Raw genomic sequence first — 16,465 nt, forward strand, 5'->3', positions numbered from 1 at the left:
CTTTGGTTTCCATCTTGCTGACCTCGTCGTACGCTGGGTCGATGTCGAGTCCGACCCGCTGGGCAGGTGTGCCACTCACCGATCGCCGCACCGAGCGGAGGGCGCTGTTGATCGACGCCGCGTTCGAGGTGTTCGGCGCCGCGGGTGCCGCCGGGTTGTCAGTGCGATCGGTCTGTCGGGAATCCGGGATGAACACCCGATACTTCTACGAGAGTTTCACCGACACCGATGAACTGCTCGGCGCCGTATACGACATGGTCGCGGAACGGCTCTCCGTCCGCGTCACCGAGGCGATGTCGGCGGCCGGATCGTCCGTTCGCACACGAACGTCGGAAGGTGTCCGGGCGGTGCTCGGTTTCGCCTCCGACGATCCCCGATGCGGCCGGATCCTGTTCACCGAGGGGCGTGCGCACCCCGTGTTGACCGCCCGGCGTGCGGCGACCCAGGATCTGCTGATGGATCTCGTGCTCGCCGAGACCGCGTCCACCCGGCCGGCCCCGGACCCGCTGACCTTGCGCACCGGTGCCGCGATGTTCACCGGGGCCATGGCCGAACTCGCACAACAGTGGCTCACCGGCGCGCTCGGCGACGATCTGGACGCGGTGGTCGATCGCACCGTCGCCCTCGTATTGCGGTGAACCTCGGAATTCGCTGAGATGCGACGCAGGAAATTGTCAGCGAATCCGCATCCCCACTCTTGACTTATTCTCAACCTCGATCGGCATCGTGGTGTCGTGAACGAACCTCATCCCACCGGGAACCACGATCGCGGGCCCGAGCGCAGTGCTGTCGACCCCGAGCCGGCCACCGAGCCCATCCCCGCGACAACCGGGGACCGCACTGGCGAATCCCCCTCTGCCGAATCCCCTTCTGCCCCATATCCCTCTGCCCCGCACCCCGCTGGGCCATACCCCGCTGGGCCACAGCAACCCTGGCCGACCGGACAACATCCGTACGGCCCCACCGAGCAACACGGCCCCGCCCCTCACCACGGCCCTGCGCCCCGGTCGCGGGTCGTCACCCGGCCTATCATCGCGACAGCGTTGATCGCCGGTCTGCTCGGCGGCGCCGTCGGCGTCGGCGGCAGTGCCCTGCTCGACAACGCCTCGCCTGCTGCGGTCCCCGTCCTGAGTTCACAGCCCGACAACGCCCGCCAGGCAGCCGATGTGAAACCCGGCTCGGTCACCTATGCCGCACAGGTCGCCTCCAAGTCGACCGCGGACATCCAGGTCGCAACCGGACAGGGCACCGCTGTGGGTAGCGGGATCGTGTTGTCCCCCGACGGCTACGTCCTCACCAACAACCACGTCGTCGCCGCGGCCGGAAACGGAAACACCATCCAGGTGACGACCGGCGATGGAAAGGCGTACACGGCGAACATCACCGGCACCTCACCGTCCTACGACCTCGCGGTGATCAAACTCGACGGCGCCTCCGGCCTGACCCCCGCCACCCTCGGCGACTCCGACTCCTTGCAGGTCGGCGAGCAGGTGGTCGCGGTCGGCAGCCCGGAGAACCTCTCCAACACTGTGACGTCGGGCATCGTGAGTGCGTTGTCGCGCACCGTGACCGCCGCGGACGAAAGCGGCTCAGGCGTCACCGTTTACAACGGCCTGCAGACCGACACCCCCATCAATCCCGGGAATTCCGGTGGGCCGCTGGTGAACCTGCAAGGCGAGGTGGTGGGCGTGAACTCCGCGGTGAACACCGGGCAGGCCACCGCCGGCGGTGTGCAGGCCTACGGCCTCGGGTTCGCAATCCCCGTCAACGAGGCCAAGCGGATCGGCGACGAACTGCTGCAGAACGGCGAGGCCACCAAACCCGTTCTCGGCGTGACGGGTTCACTTGCGGCTGCCAACGGATCGGCACCCGGGGCACAGGTCGCGGGCGTCGAGCCCGGTGGCGCTGCCGCCGACGCCGGCATCTCTGAGGGAGACGTCATCACCAAGGTCGCCGACACCCCGGTCAGCAACTATGCCGACCTCATGGCCCAGGTGCTGACCCACTCGCCCGGCGACACCGTATCCCTGACCGTGGGTTCGGGCGACGACGCCCGCACCGTGCAGGTGACGCTGGGCAGTGCCGTCGATCGTGCGCAGACCACCATTCCCGAATCCGGCGGCCAGTCGAATCAGCCGCGACTGCCGTTCGGCGGCGGGTACGGACTCGTGCCCTGATACCCCGGGGAGCGGGGCGGCTCCGTCGGTCGATCGATCGACGGAGCCGTTGGCGTTCCACGTCTTCCGGTGCCGCCCAAGCCGGCCGCAAGTGCGATCCAAGCGGCCGACGCGATGGTCTTTCCACGACCTTCCGAGAGGACACACGTCATGGCAGTCATCGAATCCCCGACCACGCCCCGACCGCCCCGGGCCGACCCAGACCGCAACAGCCCAGACCGCACCAGCACCCGCCCGATGGGGTCCGATCCGGCCCGCATCGACAAACCGGTCACGGCCCTGGCATGGCGCTCGGCGTTCTTGGTGGTGTGCTTCGCCGCCCTCGTGGTGCTCGCGGTGACGAGCCTCCCCGGCTGACCCGCGTGCATCGCGACCGTCACAGACCCGCGCGGCGCCGTGTCAGGTACGCGCGTTCGGTGGTGTCGGTCGTCAGGTCGATCGCCTTGGCGTAGGCCGCCGACGATTCGTCGTCGCGTCCCAACCGTTCGAGCAGGTGGGCACGAGTCACCCACGCCGGTTGGAACCGGTGCACCCCGGCAACCGAGTCGAGTCGAGCGAGGGCCGCTGCGGGGCCGTCGGTCTCGGCGACGACGGCCGCCAGCGCGACGGCGCCGCCGAGAGTCGGCGCCATCGCCTGCAGTGACTCGTGCAGTCTGCGCAGCACGTCCCAATCGGGCGGACGGCCCGGCAGTCGCGCGCAGTGCACTGCCCCGATCGCGGCCTCGAGCTGGAACCGTCCGATCGACCTCAGCCGGTGGGCCTCACGAAGATGACCGTGCGCATCCGCGATGAGGTCGGCGTCCCACCGCGCCGGGTCCTGCTCCGACAACGGGACGAAGTTGCCGTCGTCGTCGGTGCGGGCCGGTAGCCGCGCCGACGACAACTCCATCGCGGCCACCAGCCCGTGCGCCTCGGCATCATCGCGCAACACCTCGCTGATCACCCGGGCCAGACCGAGCAACAGCGCTCGCCGTTCACGCGGGACGGTCGGCCACTCGATACTGAAAGCCGCCCAGACGGATTCGAGCACCGGAGCCACCCGGCGCCCGACCTCGTCACCCGACGGCACCAGGAACGGAAGCGCCCGCTCCTTGATGCGACGCTTCGCGCGCACCAGCCGCGCCGCCATCGTCGACGTCGGTATCGCGAACGCGCGCCCGATCTGTTCGGCCGTGTAGCCCAGGACGGTGTTCAGCATCAACGGTGCGTGCACACCCGCGCTGATCGCCGGATGCGCGCACACCAGAAGCAGTTCCAGCCGACGGTCACGCAACGGCGACACGATGCCGTCCGGCGCGACACCGTCGTGGGTGAGTTCGTCGAACGGCACCGCGGTGCGGAACGCCGCCGAACGCCACAGGTCGCGCTGACGATTGCGGGCCACCGTGAGCAGCCAGGCGTCCGGGTCCGTCGGCACACCGTCGGCCGGCCAGCGCCGCAGGGCTCGTTCGAACGCGTCACCGAGCGCGTCCTCGGCGGCGGCCACATCGTGCGTGGCCGCCGCCAGCGCGGCGAGCAACCGACCGTAGGATTCCCGGGCCGCACGCTCCGCGACCTCGGATGCCGAGCTCGTGGTCACACGACTGATTCAGTGCGCCCAGGCACCGTCGACACATGACAGCGCGGCCTGACGCACCTCCACCACCGCGTACTGCGTCGCCGGCAACTTCTCCGCCCACGTCATCGCCGCGTCGCGGTCGGGCACGTCGAGCAGGAAGACGCCTGCCAAGGCCTCCCGGGTGTCGGCGAACGGACCGTCCTGGACGCGCAGGTCCCCATCGCGGCGTGTCACCGTCTGGGTGCGTGCGGTCGGCTCGAGGATCTCGGCCGCCACCAGGACGCCGGCGGCGTTCAGGGCGTCGGTGTAGGCACTCATCGCGACCTGCATCTCGGCGATGGCCTCATCGGGTACCTGACCGGGTTCCGGCTCGGCGTTGTTGATCAATAGTGCGAATCGCATGATGTCCTCCTCGTCTCAGTGTCTCCCCGTGTCGGGAGCCACACCATCAAGACGATCGACGATCCTCCAGATCGACATCACCACCGATAGTCGAGGAACTTCCCGTCGAAGGTCACCACCACCCGGTCACCGTCGGGATCGGGGCGGCGGGACACATCGACCTTGAAGTTGATGGCGCTCATGATGCCGTCGCCGAACTCCTCGTGGATCAGCTCCTTGAGCGCCGGCCCGTAGACCGCGAGTGCCTCATGGAACCGATAGATCGTCGGATCCGTGGCGGCCGCGTCGTCGGCCACCCGTGTCGGCTGTTGCATGAGGCTTTCCGTGACGCCTTCACCCAGACCGAGCAGTTCGACGACCATGGTGGCCTTGTCCGCGGGTACCGGATGCTTGCCGAGCAACGCGGCGACGGTCCACACGACGGGTGCGTCGATGCGTTCGGCGATGTCGGACCACTTGAGGCCCTGCCGGATTCGCGCCGCGACGATCAGATCGGCGGCATCGGACTTGGGCATGATCGGAGCGGTCATGAGCTCTCCTCGTTCGGGTTCAGGTCCTCCCACCTTGCGTCGCGCCGGCGATGTCCGCCACACGAGCACCGGCGCGGAGCGGTCACCGGCACGTCGCCGATGGGTACCCTGACTGTCGTGACGAGCCCGGATGCGCCGCAGAAGATGAAGTATCAGGACGCCGCCAATCGGCTCGTCCGAGGAGTGCTGGCCACCCCGGTTCTGCACACACTGGTCAGCGGTCGGCTGCTCACCCTCTATATCGTGGGCCGCAGGACGGGCCGGCTCTACACCCTCCCGGTGGCTTACACCCGGGTCGGTGACGCGCTGCTGATCGGAACGCACTTCCCGTGGCGCAAGAACCTCGAGACGGGTACCCCGATCGAGATCAGGCTGCGACGTCACCGGCAGACCGCCGACGTCGAGGCATTCACGGACGAGGCCGACGTCGTCGCCCACTACGGCGAGATCTGTCACGGCCAACCGCAGTTCGCGAAGATGAACAACGTCACGATCCACCCGGACGGGACACCCGACGCCGACGACCTGCATCGCCTGTACGCGGTCGGCGCGCGGTCGTTCCGCCTCAACCCTCGCTGAGCGGTGACGCAATGGGCCGTTCCACCACCGATCACCCCGACGCGGTCGGCAGACCGGGTCCTCGACGTCGCGTCGGCGCAATAGTCTCCCTGATCGGTCTCGGCGTCTTCCTGGCGCTGTCGGTGGGCTTCGTGGTGCACAGCGTCGCATCGGTCGTCGTCGCCGTGGCCGGGCTGCTCACCGCGGTCGCCGGCGCGTGGTGGGTGGTCACCGAACGCGATCGACGACGTATCTGGGGCGCCATGGCCATCGTCGCGGGTCTCGTGGTCGTCACGTGGGCGATGGGTCACGCGCTGCTCGCGTTCGACGCGATCGTCGTTCGTCTGACGGCCACCGTCCTCGTCTTCGGTGTGTCGATCGCATGCGCCAGGTACGCGCTCGTCCCGGACCTGCACGCATTGGATCGTCGACGCGAATCCCGACCACCCGCCAAGCCGGTACTGATCTGCAATCCACGCTCCGGCGGCGGGAAGGTGCAGCGATTCGGAATCCGCGAGGCGGCAGCCGAACTGGGTGTCGAGACGGTGGTACTCGAGCCGGGCGACGATCTCGAACAGATCGCGCGGGACGCGGTGGCCTCCGGGGCCGACTGCCTGGGGATGGCCGGCGGGGACGGTTCGCAGGCCCTCGTCGCCTCCGTCGCGGTGGAGCACGATCTGCCGTTCGTGTGCGTCAGCGCGGGGACGCGCAACCATTTCGCTCTCGACCTCGGACTCGACCGCGCCGACCCTCGCACCACCCTGCGGGCATTTCGTGACGCCGTGGAGCGCCGAGTGGACTATGCGACCGTCAACGGCCGCCTCTTCGTCAACAACGTCTCCCTCGGTGTCTACGCGACCATCGTGGCCGAGGAGTCCTACCGCGACGAGAAGGCGCAGACCGCGGCGATGCTGTTACCCGACCTGCTGGGCCCGACCGCGCAGCCCTTCGACCTGCAGTTCACCGCACCGTCGGGCCGCGAGGTCGACGGCGCGTTCATGATTCTGGTGTCGAACAACCCCTACGTCACCGCGACATCGCTGGATGCCGCCACGCGTCGGCGCATGGACACCGGCACACTCGGCGTGATCGCGGTGTCCACCTCCACGGCCGCCGAGGCGGCGCGGCTGATGGCGCGCTCGGCGTTCGGGCTTCGCAAGACCAGCCCGTTCTGGCACGAGTTCACCACCGAGTCCGTGGTGATCCACTCCCGCAGCGGCCACGCGGCCACCGGCATCGATGGTGAGTCGATGGAGCTGACCACGCCGCTGACCCTGCGCAGCCACCCCCGCGGTCTGCGTCTGCTCGTGCCTTCCGACAACCGGACCGCCGCCGCACGACGGGAGGCCCGCGACGTCAATGTGCGCGCGCTGATCGATGTCGCGGCAGGTCAGGAGGCACGCCTCTGACGACTCGAGTCCGTCCCCCGAGTCCGTAGTGGCCGCTGCTCGAGTCGGATAATCTGGTCGCGTGGAACTACTACGCAACGTCGTTGTCCTGCTGCACATCGTCGGCTTCGCCATCACGTTCGGTGCCTGGGCGGCCGAGGCGGCCGCGCGCCGGTTCCGTTTCACCCGGCTGATGGACTATGGCCTGCTCCTGTCCCTGCTCACCGGCCTGGCTCTCGCCGCGCCGTGGCCCGCGGGCATCGACCTCAACTACCCGAAGATCGCCGTGAAGCTGGCCATCCTGCTCGTCCTCGGTGGCGTGCTCGGGATGGGCAGCGCCCGGCAACGCAGGACGGGCGAGCCCGTCCCCCGGGCCTTGTTCGTCGCGGCCGGTGTCTTGTCGGTGACGGCTGCGGGGATCGCCGTCATCTGGTGATCGGCGAGATCCCCCCGCGTGAACCCACTTTCGTGCGCCGCGTCACAGTGCCGCTCCCCCAGCCGCGCAACATCACACGGGTTCGGGGCCATCGTGAGGAGGATGTAACACCGTTTCGTCGCCCTGACACAAAACCGACATTCCGGCTCGATTGACTGGCGGGCGTTCACTGCCTACCTGAGGAGCTCGCATGTCGTATGTGAAGCCCGCCGAATTCGCCAAACAGATGGTCGATGCCGGCGAGGCAAAGACATTCCTGTCCACCCGGGACACCCTGATCCGCGCCTACATGGCGGGCGCGATCCTCGCCCTCGCCGCGGCATTCGCGGTCACGATCACGGTTCGGACGGGCGAGCCACTACTCGGCGCGGTGCTGTTCCCCGTCGGCTTCTGTCTGCTGTACCTGATGGGCTTCGACCTGCTCACCGGCGTCTTCACCCTGGTGCCACTCGCGCTGCTGGACAAACGTCGAGGCGTGACGGTCAAGAGCATGCTGCGCAACTGGGGCCTGGTCTTCGTCGGCAACTTCCTCGGCGCGATCACCGTCGCGTTGTTCATGGCGATCATCGCCACCTACGGCTTCAGCGTGGAACCCGACGCGATCGGACAGCAGCTGGGTGAGATCGGCCATTCACGCACCGTCGGCTACGCCGAGCACGGCGCCGCCGGAATGCTGACCCTGTTCATCCGCGGTGTGCTGTGCAACTGGATGGTCTCCACAGGTGTGGTCGCCGCGATGATGTCGACGTCGGTGCCGGGCAAGGTGATCGGCATGTGGATGCCGATCATGCTGTTCTTCTACATGGGCTTCGAGCACTCGATCGTCAACATGTTCCTGTTCCCCTCCGGCCTGATGCTCGGCGGCGACTTCTCGATCGCCGACTACCTGGTGTGGAACGAGATCCCCACCGTGGTGGGCAACCTGGTCGGCGGTCTCACCTTCGTCGGCATCATGCTCTACGCGACGCACTACCGCACCGGGCCGTCCCGACGGCTCCCGGAGGGCACCACCGAGATCGATGTGCAGGAAGAGATCGCGGAGAAGAAGGCCGACGCCAAGGAACGCGCCGTCGTCGCCGATTCCTGACCATCACTTCTGATCTCTGAGCCGTTCGTCCCCCGGGACTTCGCAACCCCTCTCCGAAACTCGGCAATCATTCGAACTGACGGAGTCTGGCGAATCCCGGGGGACGAACTGTGTTCTGACCTCACGTCGACGTGCGATCCTGCGGACGCGAGCGAGCCCACTGGTGCCGAGTTCGACCGGTGACCGTCGCCGCGGCGGTGGCCAGCCGTTGGCCGGATGCGCCTTCTCGATCTCGGCGTTGAGTTCGGCACCGAACAGCAGCACGATCGCCACCAGCCACACCCAGACGAGGATGGCCAGCGGCGCCGCCAACGGCGCATAGACCGCATCCCCGCCGAAGGCGTTACCGGTGTAGAGGCGCAGACCTGCGCTCACCGCCAGACCACCGATTGTGGCCAGCAGCGCACCGGGCAGGTCCCGATGAAACGGCGTCCGCCGCGGTGTCGCCCAGTGGAAGAGGGCGGCCACCACCAGGGTGAGAACCACGATCGCCACCGGCCAGTACGCCACGGTCCAGGTCTCGCCCAGCATCAGACCTTCGAGCCCCCAACGCCGTTCGACGATGAAACCCAGCTGCGGACCGGCCACCACCAACGGCACCAGCACCACACCGATGACCAGACCGATCACAGAGAACACCAAGCCCAGCACCCGGGCCATCCAGGTGGGACGTTCGTCGTCGAGGTCGTAGGCGATGGTCACGGCGAGGACCACGACGCGCAGGATCCGGCTGGCGGTGAACACCGCGATCAGAAACGACAGCGAGAACACCGACGGCGAACCCTCGATCAACAGCTGATCGAGCATCGCCGAGATGACGTCGTCGACGGTCGCCTGACGGAACACCTGACCGGCGATCTCCTCGATCCGCTCGATGAGCTGGACGCGCGCGTCGGACCCCAGGACCGGGTCGAGCAGCCCCGCCAACGACACCATCGCGATCGTCACCGCGGGCAGACTCAACAGCACCCAGAACGCGATCTCGCTGGCCAGCCCGGTGATGCGATCGTCGCCGGAGTCCTTGACGGTCGCGACGGCGAGATCGAGGGCGGAACGCACACGCCGCGGCAGGCGGGCACGGAACCGCTCCCACAACGCACGCATCGAGGCAACCGTACCGAAGCCCGGGATCCCGCCCCTCCGCCGTGGTCACCGTCCTCGGCCTCCGGCACCCGTGTCGTCCGAACGCTCGACACCAGCGGGTGCCGCACGAGCGTTCGCTGGGTGATCATGGTGGCCGGGGATATGGTTGACCCCTACGGGGGCGATGGAGAGTCACCGATGCCGCTCCGACGAGTCGATCCGAACACTCCGCGCAGCAGGGTCTACCGATTCTGGACGGATTTTGGCCGATCGCGCGCCGGCCGTGCCTTTGCCCGCCACGTCGCGACCCGGATAGATCCCCCGCTGTACCGCCTGTCCCGCGGACGATACCCACCGACGTGGTCTGTGCCGACGGCACCGCTGCAAACCACCGGAGCGCGCTCGGGGCATCGGCGAGAAACCCAGGTGCTGTACTTCCATGACGGCGACGATGTCATCCTCATCGCGTCCAACTTCGGCGGAGAAAGCCATCCGGCTTGGTACCACAACCTCCTCGCCAACCCGAGCTGTCGGCTCGGCGACGAATCCTTCACCGCCGCGACTGTGGCGGATCCGATCGACTACCGTCGACTCTTCGCCGCAGCTGAGCGCGTGTACGCGGGCTTTGCCGACTACCGAGCAACGACAGCATCACTGGGACGCACCATCCCCGTGCTGCGGCTCACCCCCGTGTGACCACCAACATGCCGCTCGGGTATCGGTCAATTAGAGTGATCGACACCAGCCGGCGTCTCCTGTTGTGGCCGGATCGTGCGGTCGGCACCCCAGCTGCGCTCGACGTAGCCGACAACCTCCGCGACATCCTCGGCAGGTACGTCGCCGGTGGCGCCGTCCTCGAGCGGGTCGGCATGGAAGATGTAGAGCCGCGACGCGAACTGCGCGAACGGCAGCGATCCCTCGCCGGGGCGCTCGCCGTTGCCGGCCGTCCCGACCACCACGCCGTCGCCCCAGTCCTGCCCGCTGTCGTTGTTCGGGTTGAAGAAGTAGACCCGGATGTCGCCGGCCGGGTCGGTCGCGACCCGCAGGATGGTGATCGCATGCCAGCCGACGTAGCGCGCTGCGCTGTCGGTGAAGGCGATGCCCGCGGGTTGCGGGTGGATCAGCGGCTGATTGCCGTTGAAGGCCGGATGATAGGCCGCATAGAACTGCCGCACGAAGTCGTCGAGGTCGATGATGTCGCCGGTGGCGACATCCACGTTGATGCGGAAACCTCGCGCCGACCACCAGCCGTGGAACTCCGGATTCACCCACCGGTGCGGGTCGCCCGGACGGTCGGCGCAGCGCCGGACCATCTCGGCATAGATCCGGTCCAGATGCGGAACCACGAGGAGCGACACGGGATCGAGGTCGATCGGGTCGGCGGTGGCAACACCACCGACGCTTTCGGTCGACGAGATCGCCTGCCCTTCGAAATGCGCGACCACCTCGTCGTCGCGGGCCGCCCAGGCGACGACCTGAAGCAGATAGTCGGGGTCGTTGTATGCCCACATCGACAACGCGCGCGCCGACTGGCACGTCGGGTTATCTCCCTGCCCGACCCCCAGCGGCTGCCCCAACATCGACAGCAGGCCCCCGAGCAGCAGCGACTCGGGTTCGGTCGCGGGACCGAACGCCGACGCCAACCGCTCCCGCACGTCCGGTGAAAGTCGCAGCGCCACTTGCCGCCACAGCGATGGCACGACGGGCGGCTGGTGCAGGATGCCCCGGTCGAGCAGCAACGCCAATCCGTAGAGGCATTGCGCATGCTGCGGCTGCACCGTCCGGACGATCAGCTCGTGCACCAGATCGGAGTAGCGCAACAGGCAGTTGCGCCCCACCTCCGACAGGCCCAACGCCTCCGGCAGCAGATACACGTTGTCCTCCACCAGGAACCGGACGAGGACCGCGTGATAGCCGGACACGAGACCGGTGTCGTGCATGGCCCGCGCGAACCCGCGCGCCTCGAACTCCAGCCCCTCGGCATCCATCGCCGACAGCCGCGACAGGTAGACGTCGACCCCCGGGTCTTCGCGGCAGGCCTCGGTGGGGCCGAACAGCGCGGTCGTCAATCGGTCGAGACCCTGTGCGGCCGTACCGAGATCGACGTCGGGGTCGCTGCGATGGATGGCCATCCGCGTCACCATCGCCTTCACGTGATCGACCTGGATGGGCCGCTGACGCAGGATTCGCCAGATCTCCTCGACCAGCTCGTCGAGCACGCTGTCGTACCCGATCTCGTCGAGCACATAGGCGAACACCCCACGGGCCACCCGCCCGGCGCCGCCCTGCCGGGCCCGTTCGGTCTCCGACGGCGCGGCCAGCAACAGATCGAGGTTCAACGCGAGCACCTGGGACAGGAACCGCCGGGCGTCGTCGGCGGTCAGGTCCGGGTGCTCGTAATCGCCCGCCGCGATCGCCACCAACCGAAGCTCACTCGTCGACTCCAGGATCACCGTGTCGGTCTGCGCGCTGTGCAGACTGGGGCCGGCGAGCGACGGCACCAGGATCGCCGGCTGATCCCAGTCCGACCCGGCGAAGACGCCGGCACGCTCCAGCACGGCTGCTCTGTTCCGGACCGTCGAGCAGCCGCCCTCCTGGGTCAGCACCCGCCGCAACGCGTCCAATACGCGACGCAGCTTGCCCGGCTTGGCGAAGTCCGGCGCGTCGGCCATCGCCGTGATGGCGTGGTCGAGCTGATCGATCCTCGAGGCCAGGCGAGAGTCCTGGGCACGGCCGGTGTCGGTGTGGTCGATAGATGGCACGGGCACCCTTTTGTTCTCACGATCCACGCCACGCGGCCGGTCGTCGCCGCGCAGCGCCGTCCCGGACGGCGGAATCTCAGACGTAGAAATCGAGCTCTTCCTGCCGTTTGAGCAGATCGCGCATCCGGTAGGGGTCCTCTCCGAAGAAGTACAGCAGACCCCAGTGGGTTCCGAACGCGGTGCGTTTGGTGACGGTCTCCTCCAGGGGTTCGGAGAGGTCGTTGGTCTCGTAGTAGTCGTCGTCGGCCGTCTCTTCGGGGACCTCCAGGTGCGAGACCACGCGACGACGCGGATACACGCCGAAGCAGCCTGCGACACCACTCGCGTCGACCACCTCGCGCGGGAAGAACGCGTCGATCTCCTCTTCGGTGGTCTTCGGATCGAACGAGAGCACCAGCGCCTGGTAGGCGTTGAAACCGTAGGCCCGCTCGAGCAGCTCGAACACCTTGAAGCCCGGCGGCCTGTAGGCGACCTCACCGAAGTACATCTCGCCGTCATTGGTGACGAAGTACTCGGGGTGCACAAACCCGAAGTCGATGTCGAAGGTCTTGATCAGCTTCTCGATCTGCGCCGTGATCGCCGGACGGTACTTCTCCAACTCGGGGGTCGCCGGCACGAACACCGAGTACCCGAGGGTCACGTACTCGGAGATGTTGAGGAACTTGATCTTTCCGTTGTGAATCCACGCCTCGACAGCGAACTCCCAGCCGTCGAGATGCGATTCCATCAGCACCGGGAACTCTTCCTCGGGGATGGTGTCCACCTCGTCGGGCGTCCGGATAACCCGGTGGCCGAGGCAGCCGGCCTTGTCGAAGGCCTTGAGGTGGATGGGGTCGTTGGGGTCGCCGTCGAGCTTGAGCAGCGTCTGGTTGACGCGACGCAGGAAACGGACGACGTCGTCGCGGTCGTGCGCCTCCTCGAAGATCCCCACCCGGATCCCGCCGAGCTGCGCGCGACGTTTCATCAGCGCCTTGTCACGCAGGAGCATCGCCTGTCCGAAGAGCCGCGGCTTGTCCATCAGGACGGAGTTGATCGCCCCGGCCCACTCCACGGTTTCCTCGAACAGCGGGATCGCGACGTCGACGCCCATGTCCTGCAGCGTCTCGGCGATCTCCATCGAGCGGTCGTTGAGTCGCTCGAAGTTCCACGACAGGTAGGGGATGTCGTGCTCGGCGCAATACTCTTCGGCCCATTCGGGGGCCACCACCACGTATCGGCGGTCGAATCGATCGAGGGCCTCGATGGCCCCCAGACTCCAACCCAGCAGTGCCACGTACCCCTTCGAGGGGTCCTTCGGCGTCCTCGCAGGCGCGTCCTTCGGTGTCGTCGCAGGCGCGGTCATGCATGTCCTTTCGCTCGGATTCGTGCGCGGTTCATGCTTCGTACTCCGACCAACCGTACCGAAGTGTGAATGAAGCGCCCTGCGGAGGACCTTCGCCGGGGGCGCCGGTCGCCGAGTGTCGGGGTGCTAGTGTCCCGCGCCGGAAATTCGTTTCATGAGTTCGGCGGTCCAGGTGGATGCATCGCGAGGCGGCGGAGGAGCAGGTACTGGATGTACCTGCGACGACGCCAACGAAGCGAGGCGCCGCCTGGACGTCGAAATCATCAACGAATTTCCGGTGCGGGACACTAGAACCATCACCAGAAGCGCCGACGTGACGCTTTGTCGCGGTCGACCATTTGTCACAGTCGACCATCAGCAAGAGTTCCTCATGGCCGACGTTCGGGAACCCGCGCAGGCTGCCGAGGAGATCGAGCACGGTTGCGCGGTCCTTGATCGACTCCAGTGCCAGCTCTTCGATGACCAGCGGATGGCAACCGACCTCATCCATGCCGAGCAGGTCGACCAGGTGCGGCTCGGTGGAGTGCAGGTGATCGATCCACACGGAGGTATCGACGAGGATCACGGGTTGGCCGAGCGACCCCGCGGAGCGGACGAGGCAGTTGGATCGGTCCCGCCGAGAGCGGCGAGGCGCCGCGCACTCTCCACCCTGATCAGCGTCTGCAGCCCGTGCCTGAGTAGGGCGACATTCTCGTGAACACCCGTGAGCTCGGCCGCCCGGGCGAGCAGTTCGTCGTCGATGGTGACCGTTGTTTTCATGTCCGCACCTCCAATGACATCAACAATGTCATGCTGTGATGCAGCACGGGCCCCTCAAACGAGATCGCACAGAAACCAAGGCTGCAGAACGTGGGTTCGTAGACTGTGAGCGTGCCGGAGTCGGAGATCGCAGACAGTTACTCTGCGATCTCCGACTCCTACATCGGACTGTTCGGCTCGACTGCCGCCGTCGATGCCCTCGACCTCGCGTTCCTCGAGCGGCATCTCGGACGCTGCGAAGGCACCGTGCTGGACGCCGGGTGCGGACCGGGACATCTGACCGCCTATCTGTCCGGTCGAGGTGTGACGATCCGAGGCCTCGACGTGGTGCCGGCCTTCGTCGACAACGCCCGCACGAACTGGCCACATCTGGAGTTCGAGGTCGGGTCGATGCGGACGCTCGATGTTCCCGACGGCTCCTTGGGCGGCATCCTCGCCTGGTACTCGCTGATCCACTTCGAGCCGACCGCACTCGGCAAGGTGCTCACCGAGTTCCGCCGAGTAATCGCGAAGGACGGGGTCCTCGTTGTCGGCTTCTTCGAAGGACCTGAGGTCGAGCCTTTCGACCACAAGGTCGCGACAGCCTTTCGATGGCCGGTGGACGCCATGTCATACGTTCTGGCGACGGCCGGATTCACCGAACTCGAACGTCTCAGCCGCCCCGGCCACGCCGGCGTCCGCCCGCACGCCGCTCTCGCCGCTCGCGCCGAGTGACTCCGTTCGTTTTCACGAGCCGGGCGCCGTCCACATCATGACGCCGTCGTCTCGTCGTCCCGCCACGTCGACGAAGCCGAGGGATCGGTACAGGCCCCGCGCTCGCGTATTTCCCGGCTCGACGGAGAGGCTCACCGCGGCGATGTCCCGGTCCCGCGCAGCGCGGAGGAGCCGTTCTGCGATCTCTCGCCCCAGCCCCCGGCCTCGGCTCCGCGACGCCACCCACAGGCTGAACTCGGGTGTGCGGTCGTCGACGTGGCCGTAGCCGGCATGTTCCGTGGGCAGGAACAGCGCCCAGCCGACCCCGATCGGCTCCCGACCATGCTGCGCGACCACACCGAAGTCACCACGGGCAGAGTCGAACTCGGCATAGCGGCGAAACTCCGGTCGAGCCCAGACGTCGTCTCGATCGAATCGCGGGCCAGACCAGTTCAGGTTCTCCAACGTCGCGGTGACGAGCAGATCGATGTCGCCGGCCGTCAGGGAACGGAACGCAATGTCGGCTGCATCGTCCACACGTGCAGGTATAGCGCGATGAATCCCGACGCGCAGCGTGGTCACACCAGTACAGAAGGAAGAACGCACCGACGAAAGGCCGAGGGTGATCGATTTCAGCGAAGCGTGCGCCGAACTGAGCGAGCTGGTCATGGCGGTGACCGACGACGACCTCGCCGCCCGGACCCCGTGTGCCGACTACGACGTCGCGGCCCTGCTCGATCACATCGAGGAGTTCGCGACGGGCTTCACCGAGGTGGCCGGCTCCCGGTCTGCTGCCGCCGAGCCGACCGGTGCCCGCGCCGACACTCGTACCCGCGACGGTCGGCAACAACTCGCCGGCCACCTGATCGACTTGGGCCGCGCGTGGGCCCACCCTGAGCCCTGGTCCGGTGTCAGTGACAATGCCGGCCTCGGGCTGAGCAACGCCACGTGGGGACGCATCGTCCTGACCGAGGTGATCGTGCACGGCTGGGATCTCGCCGCCGCGATCGATGCACCGTTCGACCCGCCCGCCGACCTCGTGCGCGCCTGCCATGATCACGTGACGGAATTCGTCCCCACCGCGCCCGTACCCGAGCTCTGGGGTGCGCGTGTCCATCGGGACGGAGTCGGCGAGCTGGAGGCCACCGTGGCCGTCACGGGACGCGACCCACGACCGTGGCCGACGACCACGCGGGGGCGAACCGACCAGGCATCACGGGTCATCCGGGCACCGCTGCCACGCGTCTTCGCCGCACTCGTCGACCCGGACGCTCTTGTCGAATGGCTTCCCCCGCAGGGGATGACCGGAAGATTCGACCACTTCGACGCACGTCAGGGCGGGTCGTACCGACTGACTCTGACCTACGCCGTCGTCCCGGCTGCGGGCGGCAAATCCGGAGCGGATGCCGACATCGTCGAGGCTCGCTTCGTCGAGATCGTCCCCGATGTCCGGGTCGTGCAGGCCGTCGACTTCGAGTCGGACGACCCCGACTTCGCCGGCACGATGACGATGACCTGGTCGGTGTCCGAGGTGGACGGTGGCACACGCGTACAGATCACCGCCGAGAACGTACCGCGAGGCGTCTCGGCCGAGGATCACGCCGCCGGTATGACCTCGTCGCTGGCGCAGCTCGACGCCTTCCTCAGCGGCCCATCCGCCTGACGCGGTCCGATGACCACAGCGGAGGTA

Annotated in this window: 18 protein-coding genes and 1 pseudogene; 10 read left to right on the forward strand and 9 right to left on the reverse strand. The window is 67.4% G+C overall.

What is annotated here, in order from left to right:
* Nucleotides 1–41 precede the first annotated feature (41 nt).
* The 3 genes from VZC37_RS20935 (at nucleotide 42) to VZC37_RS20945 (ending at nucleotide 2,534) form a co-directional block, all read left to right on the forward strand.
* A complete protein-coding gene (locus VZC37_RS20935; RefSeq protein ID WP_330435366.1) occupies nucleotides 42–638 on the forward strand; it encodes a TetR/AcrR family transcriptional regulator in 597 nt (198 codons plus the stop codon).
* Nucleotides 639–734: 96 nt separating this feature from the next.
* Entirely contained in the window at nucleotides 735–2,177 is a 1,443-nt protein-coding gene (locus VZC37_RS20940) for a S1C family serine protease (RefSeq protein WP_431309467.1), read from the forward strand.
* A 150-nt stretch (nucleotides 2,178–2,327) separates the two neighbouring features.
* On the forward strand, nucleotides 2,328–2,534 hold the full coding sequence (locus VZC37_RS20945; RefSeq protein WP_330435369.1) for a hypothetical protein: 207 nt from the start codon (nucleotides 2,328–2,330) through the stop codon (nucleotides 2,532–2,534).
* 19 nt (nucleotides 2,535–2,553) lie between these two features.
* Here VZC37_RS20945 and VZC37_RS20950 read toward each other — a convergent pair whose 3' ends face one another.
* From VZC37_RS20950 to cynS, 3 genes are all read right to left on the reverse strand, one after another.
* Nucleotides 2,554–3,756 carry an RNA polymerase sigma factor gene (locus VZC37_RS20950; RefSeq protein ID WP_330435371.1) on the reverse strand — a complete coding sequence of 401 codons (1,203 nt, stop codon included), beginning with the start codon at nucleotides 3,754–3,756 and terminating at the stop codon, nucleotides 2,554–2,556.
* A gap of 9 nt (nucleotides 3,757–3,765) precedes the next feature.
* A complete protein-coding gene (locus tag VZC37_RS20955; protein ID WP_330435373.1) occupies nucleotides 3,766–4,137 on the reverse strand; it encodes a YciI family protein in 372 nt (123 codons plus the stop codon).
* 77 nt (nucleotides 4,138–4,214) lie between these two features.
* The gene (gene cynS / locus VZC37_RS20960) at nucleotides 4,215–4,667 is read right to left on the reverse strand and encodes a cyanase (protein ID WP_330435375.1); all 453 of its coding nucleotides are present in this window, start codon (nucleotides 4,665–4,667) and stop codon (nucleotides 4,215–4,217) included.
* A 117-nt stretch (nucleotides 4,668–4,784) separates the two neighbouring features.
* Here cynS and VZC37_RS20965 point away from each other — a divergent pair, with 117 nt between their 5' ends.
* From VZC37_RS20965 to VZC37_RS20980, 4 genes are all read left to right on the forward strand, one after another.
* Nucleotides 4,785–5,246 carry a PNPOx family protein gene (locus VZC37_RS20965; protein ID WP_330435377.1) on the forward strand — a complete coding sequence of 154 codons (462 nt, stop codon included), beginning with the start codon at nucleotides 4,785–4,787 and terminating at the stop codon, nucleotides 5,244–5,246.
* A gap of 11 nt (nucleotides 5,247–5,257) precedes the next feature.
* Complete coding sequence (locus VZC37_RS20970) at nucleotides 5,258–6,634, forward strand: diacylglycerol/lipid kinase family protein (RefSeq protein ID WP_330435378.1); 1,377 nt, start codon at nucleotides 5,258–5,260, stop codon at nucleotides 6,632–6,634.
* 61 nt (nucleotides 6,635–6,695) lie between these two features.
* Nucleotides 6,696–7,049, forward strand: coding sequence for a Fe-S protein (locus tag VZC37_RS20975; protein ID WP_330435379.1), 354 nt, complete (start codon nucleotides 6,696–6,698; stop codon nucleotides 7,047–7,049).
* A 190-nt stretch (nucleotides 7,050–7,239) separates the two neighbouring features.
* Nucleotides 7,240–8,136: a formate/nitrite transporter family protein gene (locus VZC37_RS20980; RefSeq protein WP_330435381.1), complete on the forward strand. Its 897-nt coding sequence runs from the start codon at nucleotides 7,240–7,242 to the stop codon at nucleotides 8,134–8,136.
* A 3-nt stretch (nucleotides 8,137–8,139) separates the two neighbouring features.
* On the opposite strand, the gene VZC37_RS20985 is transcribed toward VZC37_RS20980, so the two are convergent.
* Nucleotides 8,140–9,240 carry a YihY/virulence factor BrkB family protein gene (locus VZC37_RS20985; protein ID WP_330435382.1) on the reverse strand — a complete coding sequence of 367 codons (1,101 nt, stop codon included), beginning with the start codon at nucleotides 9,238–9,240 and terminating at the stop codon, nucleotides 8,140–8,142.
* Between the two features lie 177 nt (nucleotides 9,241–9,417).
* Between VZC37_RS20985 and VZC37_RS20990 the strand changes: the two genes are divergently transcribed.
* A complete protein-coding gene (locus VZC37_RS20990; RefSeq protein WP_330435383.1) occupies nucleotides 9,418–9,915 on the forward strand; it encodes a nitroreductase/quinone reductase family protein in 498 nt (165 codons plus the stop codon).
* A 26-nt stretch (nucleotides 9,916–9,941) separates the two neighbouring features.
* Here VZC37_RS20990 and VZC37_RS20995 read toward each other — a convergent pair whose 3' ends face one another.
* From VZC37_RS20995 to VZC37_RS21010, 4 genes and pseudogenes are all read right to left on the reverse strand, one after another.
* Nucleotides 9,942–11,891 (reverse strand): hypothetical protein, encoded by a 1,950-nt coding sequence (locus tag VZC37_RS20995; RefSeq protein ID WP_330435565.1) that lies wholly within the window; start codon nucleotides 11,889–11,891, stop codon nucleotides 9,942–9,944.
* Between the two features lie 166 nt (nucleotides 11,892–12,057).
* The gene (locus VZC37_RS21000) at nucleotides 12,058–13,323 is read right to left on the reverse strand and encodes an ATP-grasp domain-containing protein (protein WP_330435384.1); all 1,266 of its coding nucleotides are present in this window, start codon (nucleotides 13,321–13,323) and stop codon (nucleotides 12,058–12,060) included.
* Between the two features lie 349 nt (nucleotides 13,324–13,672).
* Nucleotides 13,673–13,888 (reverse strand): annotated as a pseudogene (locus tag VZC37_RS21005) (type II toxin-antitoxin system VapC family toxin); the annotation flags it as partial.
* Nucleotides 13,885–14,082: a type II toxin-antitoxin system VapB family antitoxin gene (locus VZC37_RS21010; RefSeq protein WP_330435386.1), complete on the reverse strand. Its 198-nt coding sequence runs from the start codon at nucleotides 14,080–14,082 to the stop codon at nucleotides 13,885–13,887. The gene VZC37_RS21010 and the pseudogene VZC37_RS21005, both read right to left, overlap by 4 nt.
* A 111-nt stretch (nucleotides 14,083–14,193) precedes the next feature.
* Here VZC37_RS21010 and VZC37_RS21015 point away from each other — a divergent pair, with 111 nt between their 5' ends.
* On the forward strand, nucleotides 14,194–14,796 hold the full coding sequence (locus tag VZC37_RS21015) for a class I SAM-dependent methyltransferase (RefSeq protein ID WP_330435388.1): 603 nt from the start codon (nucleotides 14,194–14,196) through the stop codon (nucleotides 14,794–14,796).
* A gap of 12 nt (nucleotides 14,797–14,808) precedes the next feature.
* Here VZC37_RS21015 and VZC37_RS21020 read toward each other — a convergent pair whose 3' ends face one another.
* Nucleotides 14,809–15,312 carry a GNAT family N-acetyltransferase gene (locus tag VZC37_RS21020; protein WP_330435390.1) on the reverse strand — a complete coding sequence of 168 codons (504 nt, stop codon included), beginning with the start codon at nucleotides 15,310–15,312 and terminating at the stop codon, nucleotides 14,809–14,811.
* A 37-nt stretch (nucleotides 15,313–15,349) separates the two neighbouring features.
* Here VZC37_RS21020 and VZC37_RS21025 point away from each other — a divergent pair, with 37 nt between their 5' ends.
* Complete coding sequence (locus tag VZC37_RS21025) at nucleotides 15,350–16,438, forward strand: TIGR03086 family metal-binding protein (RefSeq protein ID WP_330435392.1); 1,089 nt, start codon at nucleotides 15,350–15,352, stop codon at nucleotides 16,436–16,438.
* Nucleotides 16,439–16,465: the final 27 nt, after the last annotated feature.

It is taken from the genome of Gordonia sesuvii (assembly GCF_036350415.1).
In the GTDB taxonomy this organism is placed as follows: Bacteria; Actinomycetota; Actinomycetes; order Mycobacteriales; family Mycobacteriaceae; genus Gordonia; species Gordonia sesuvii.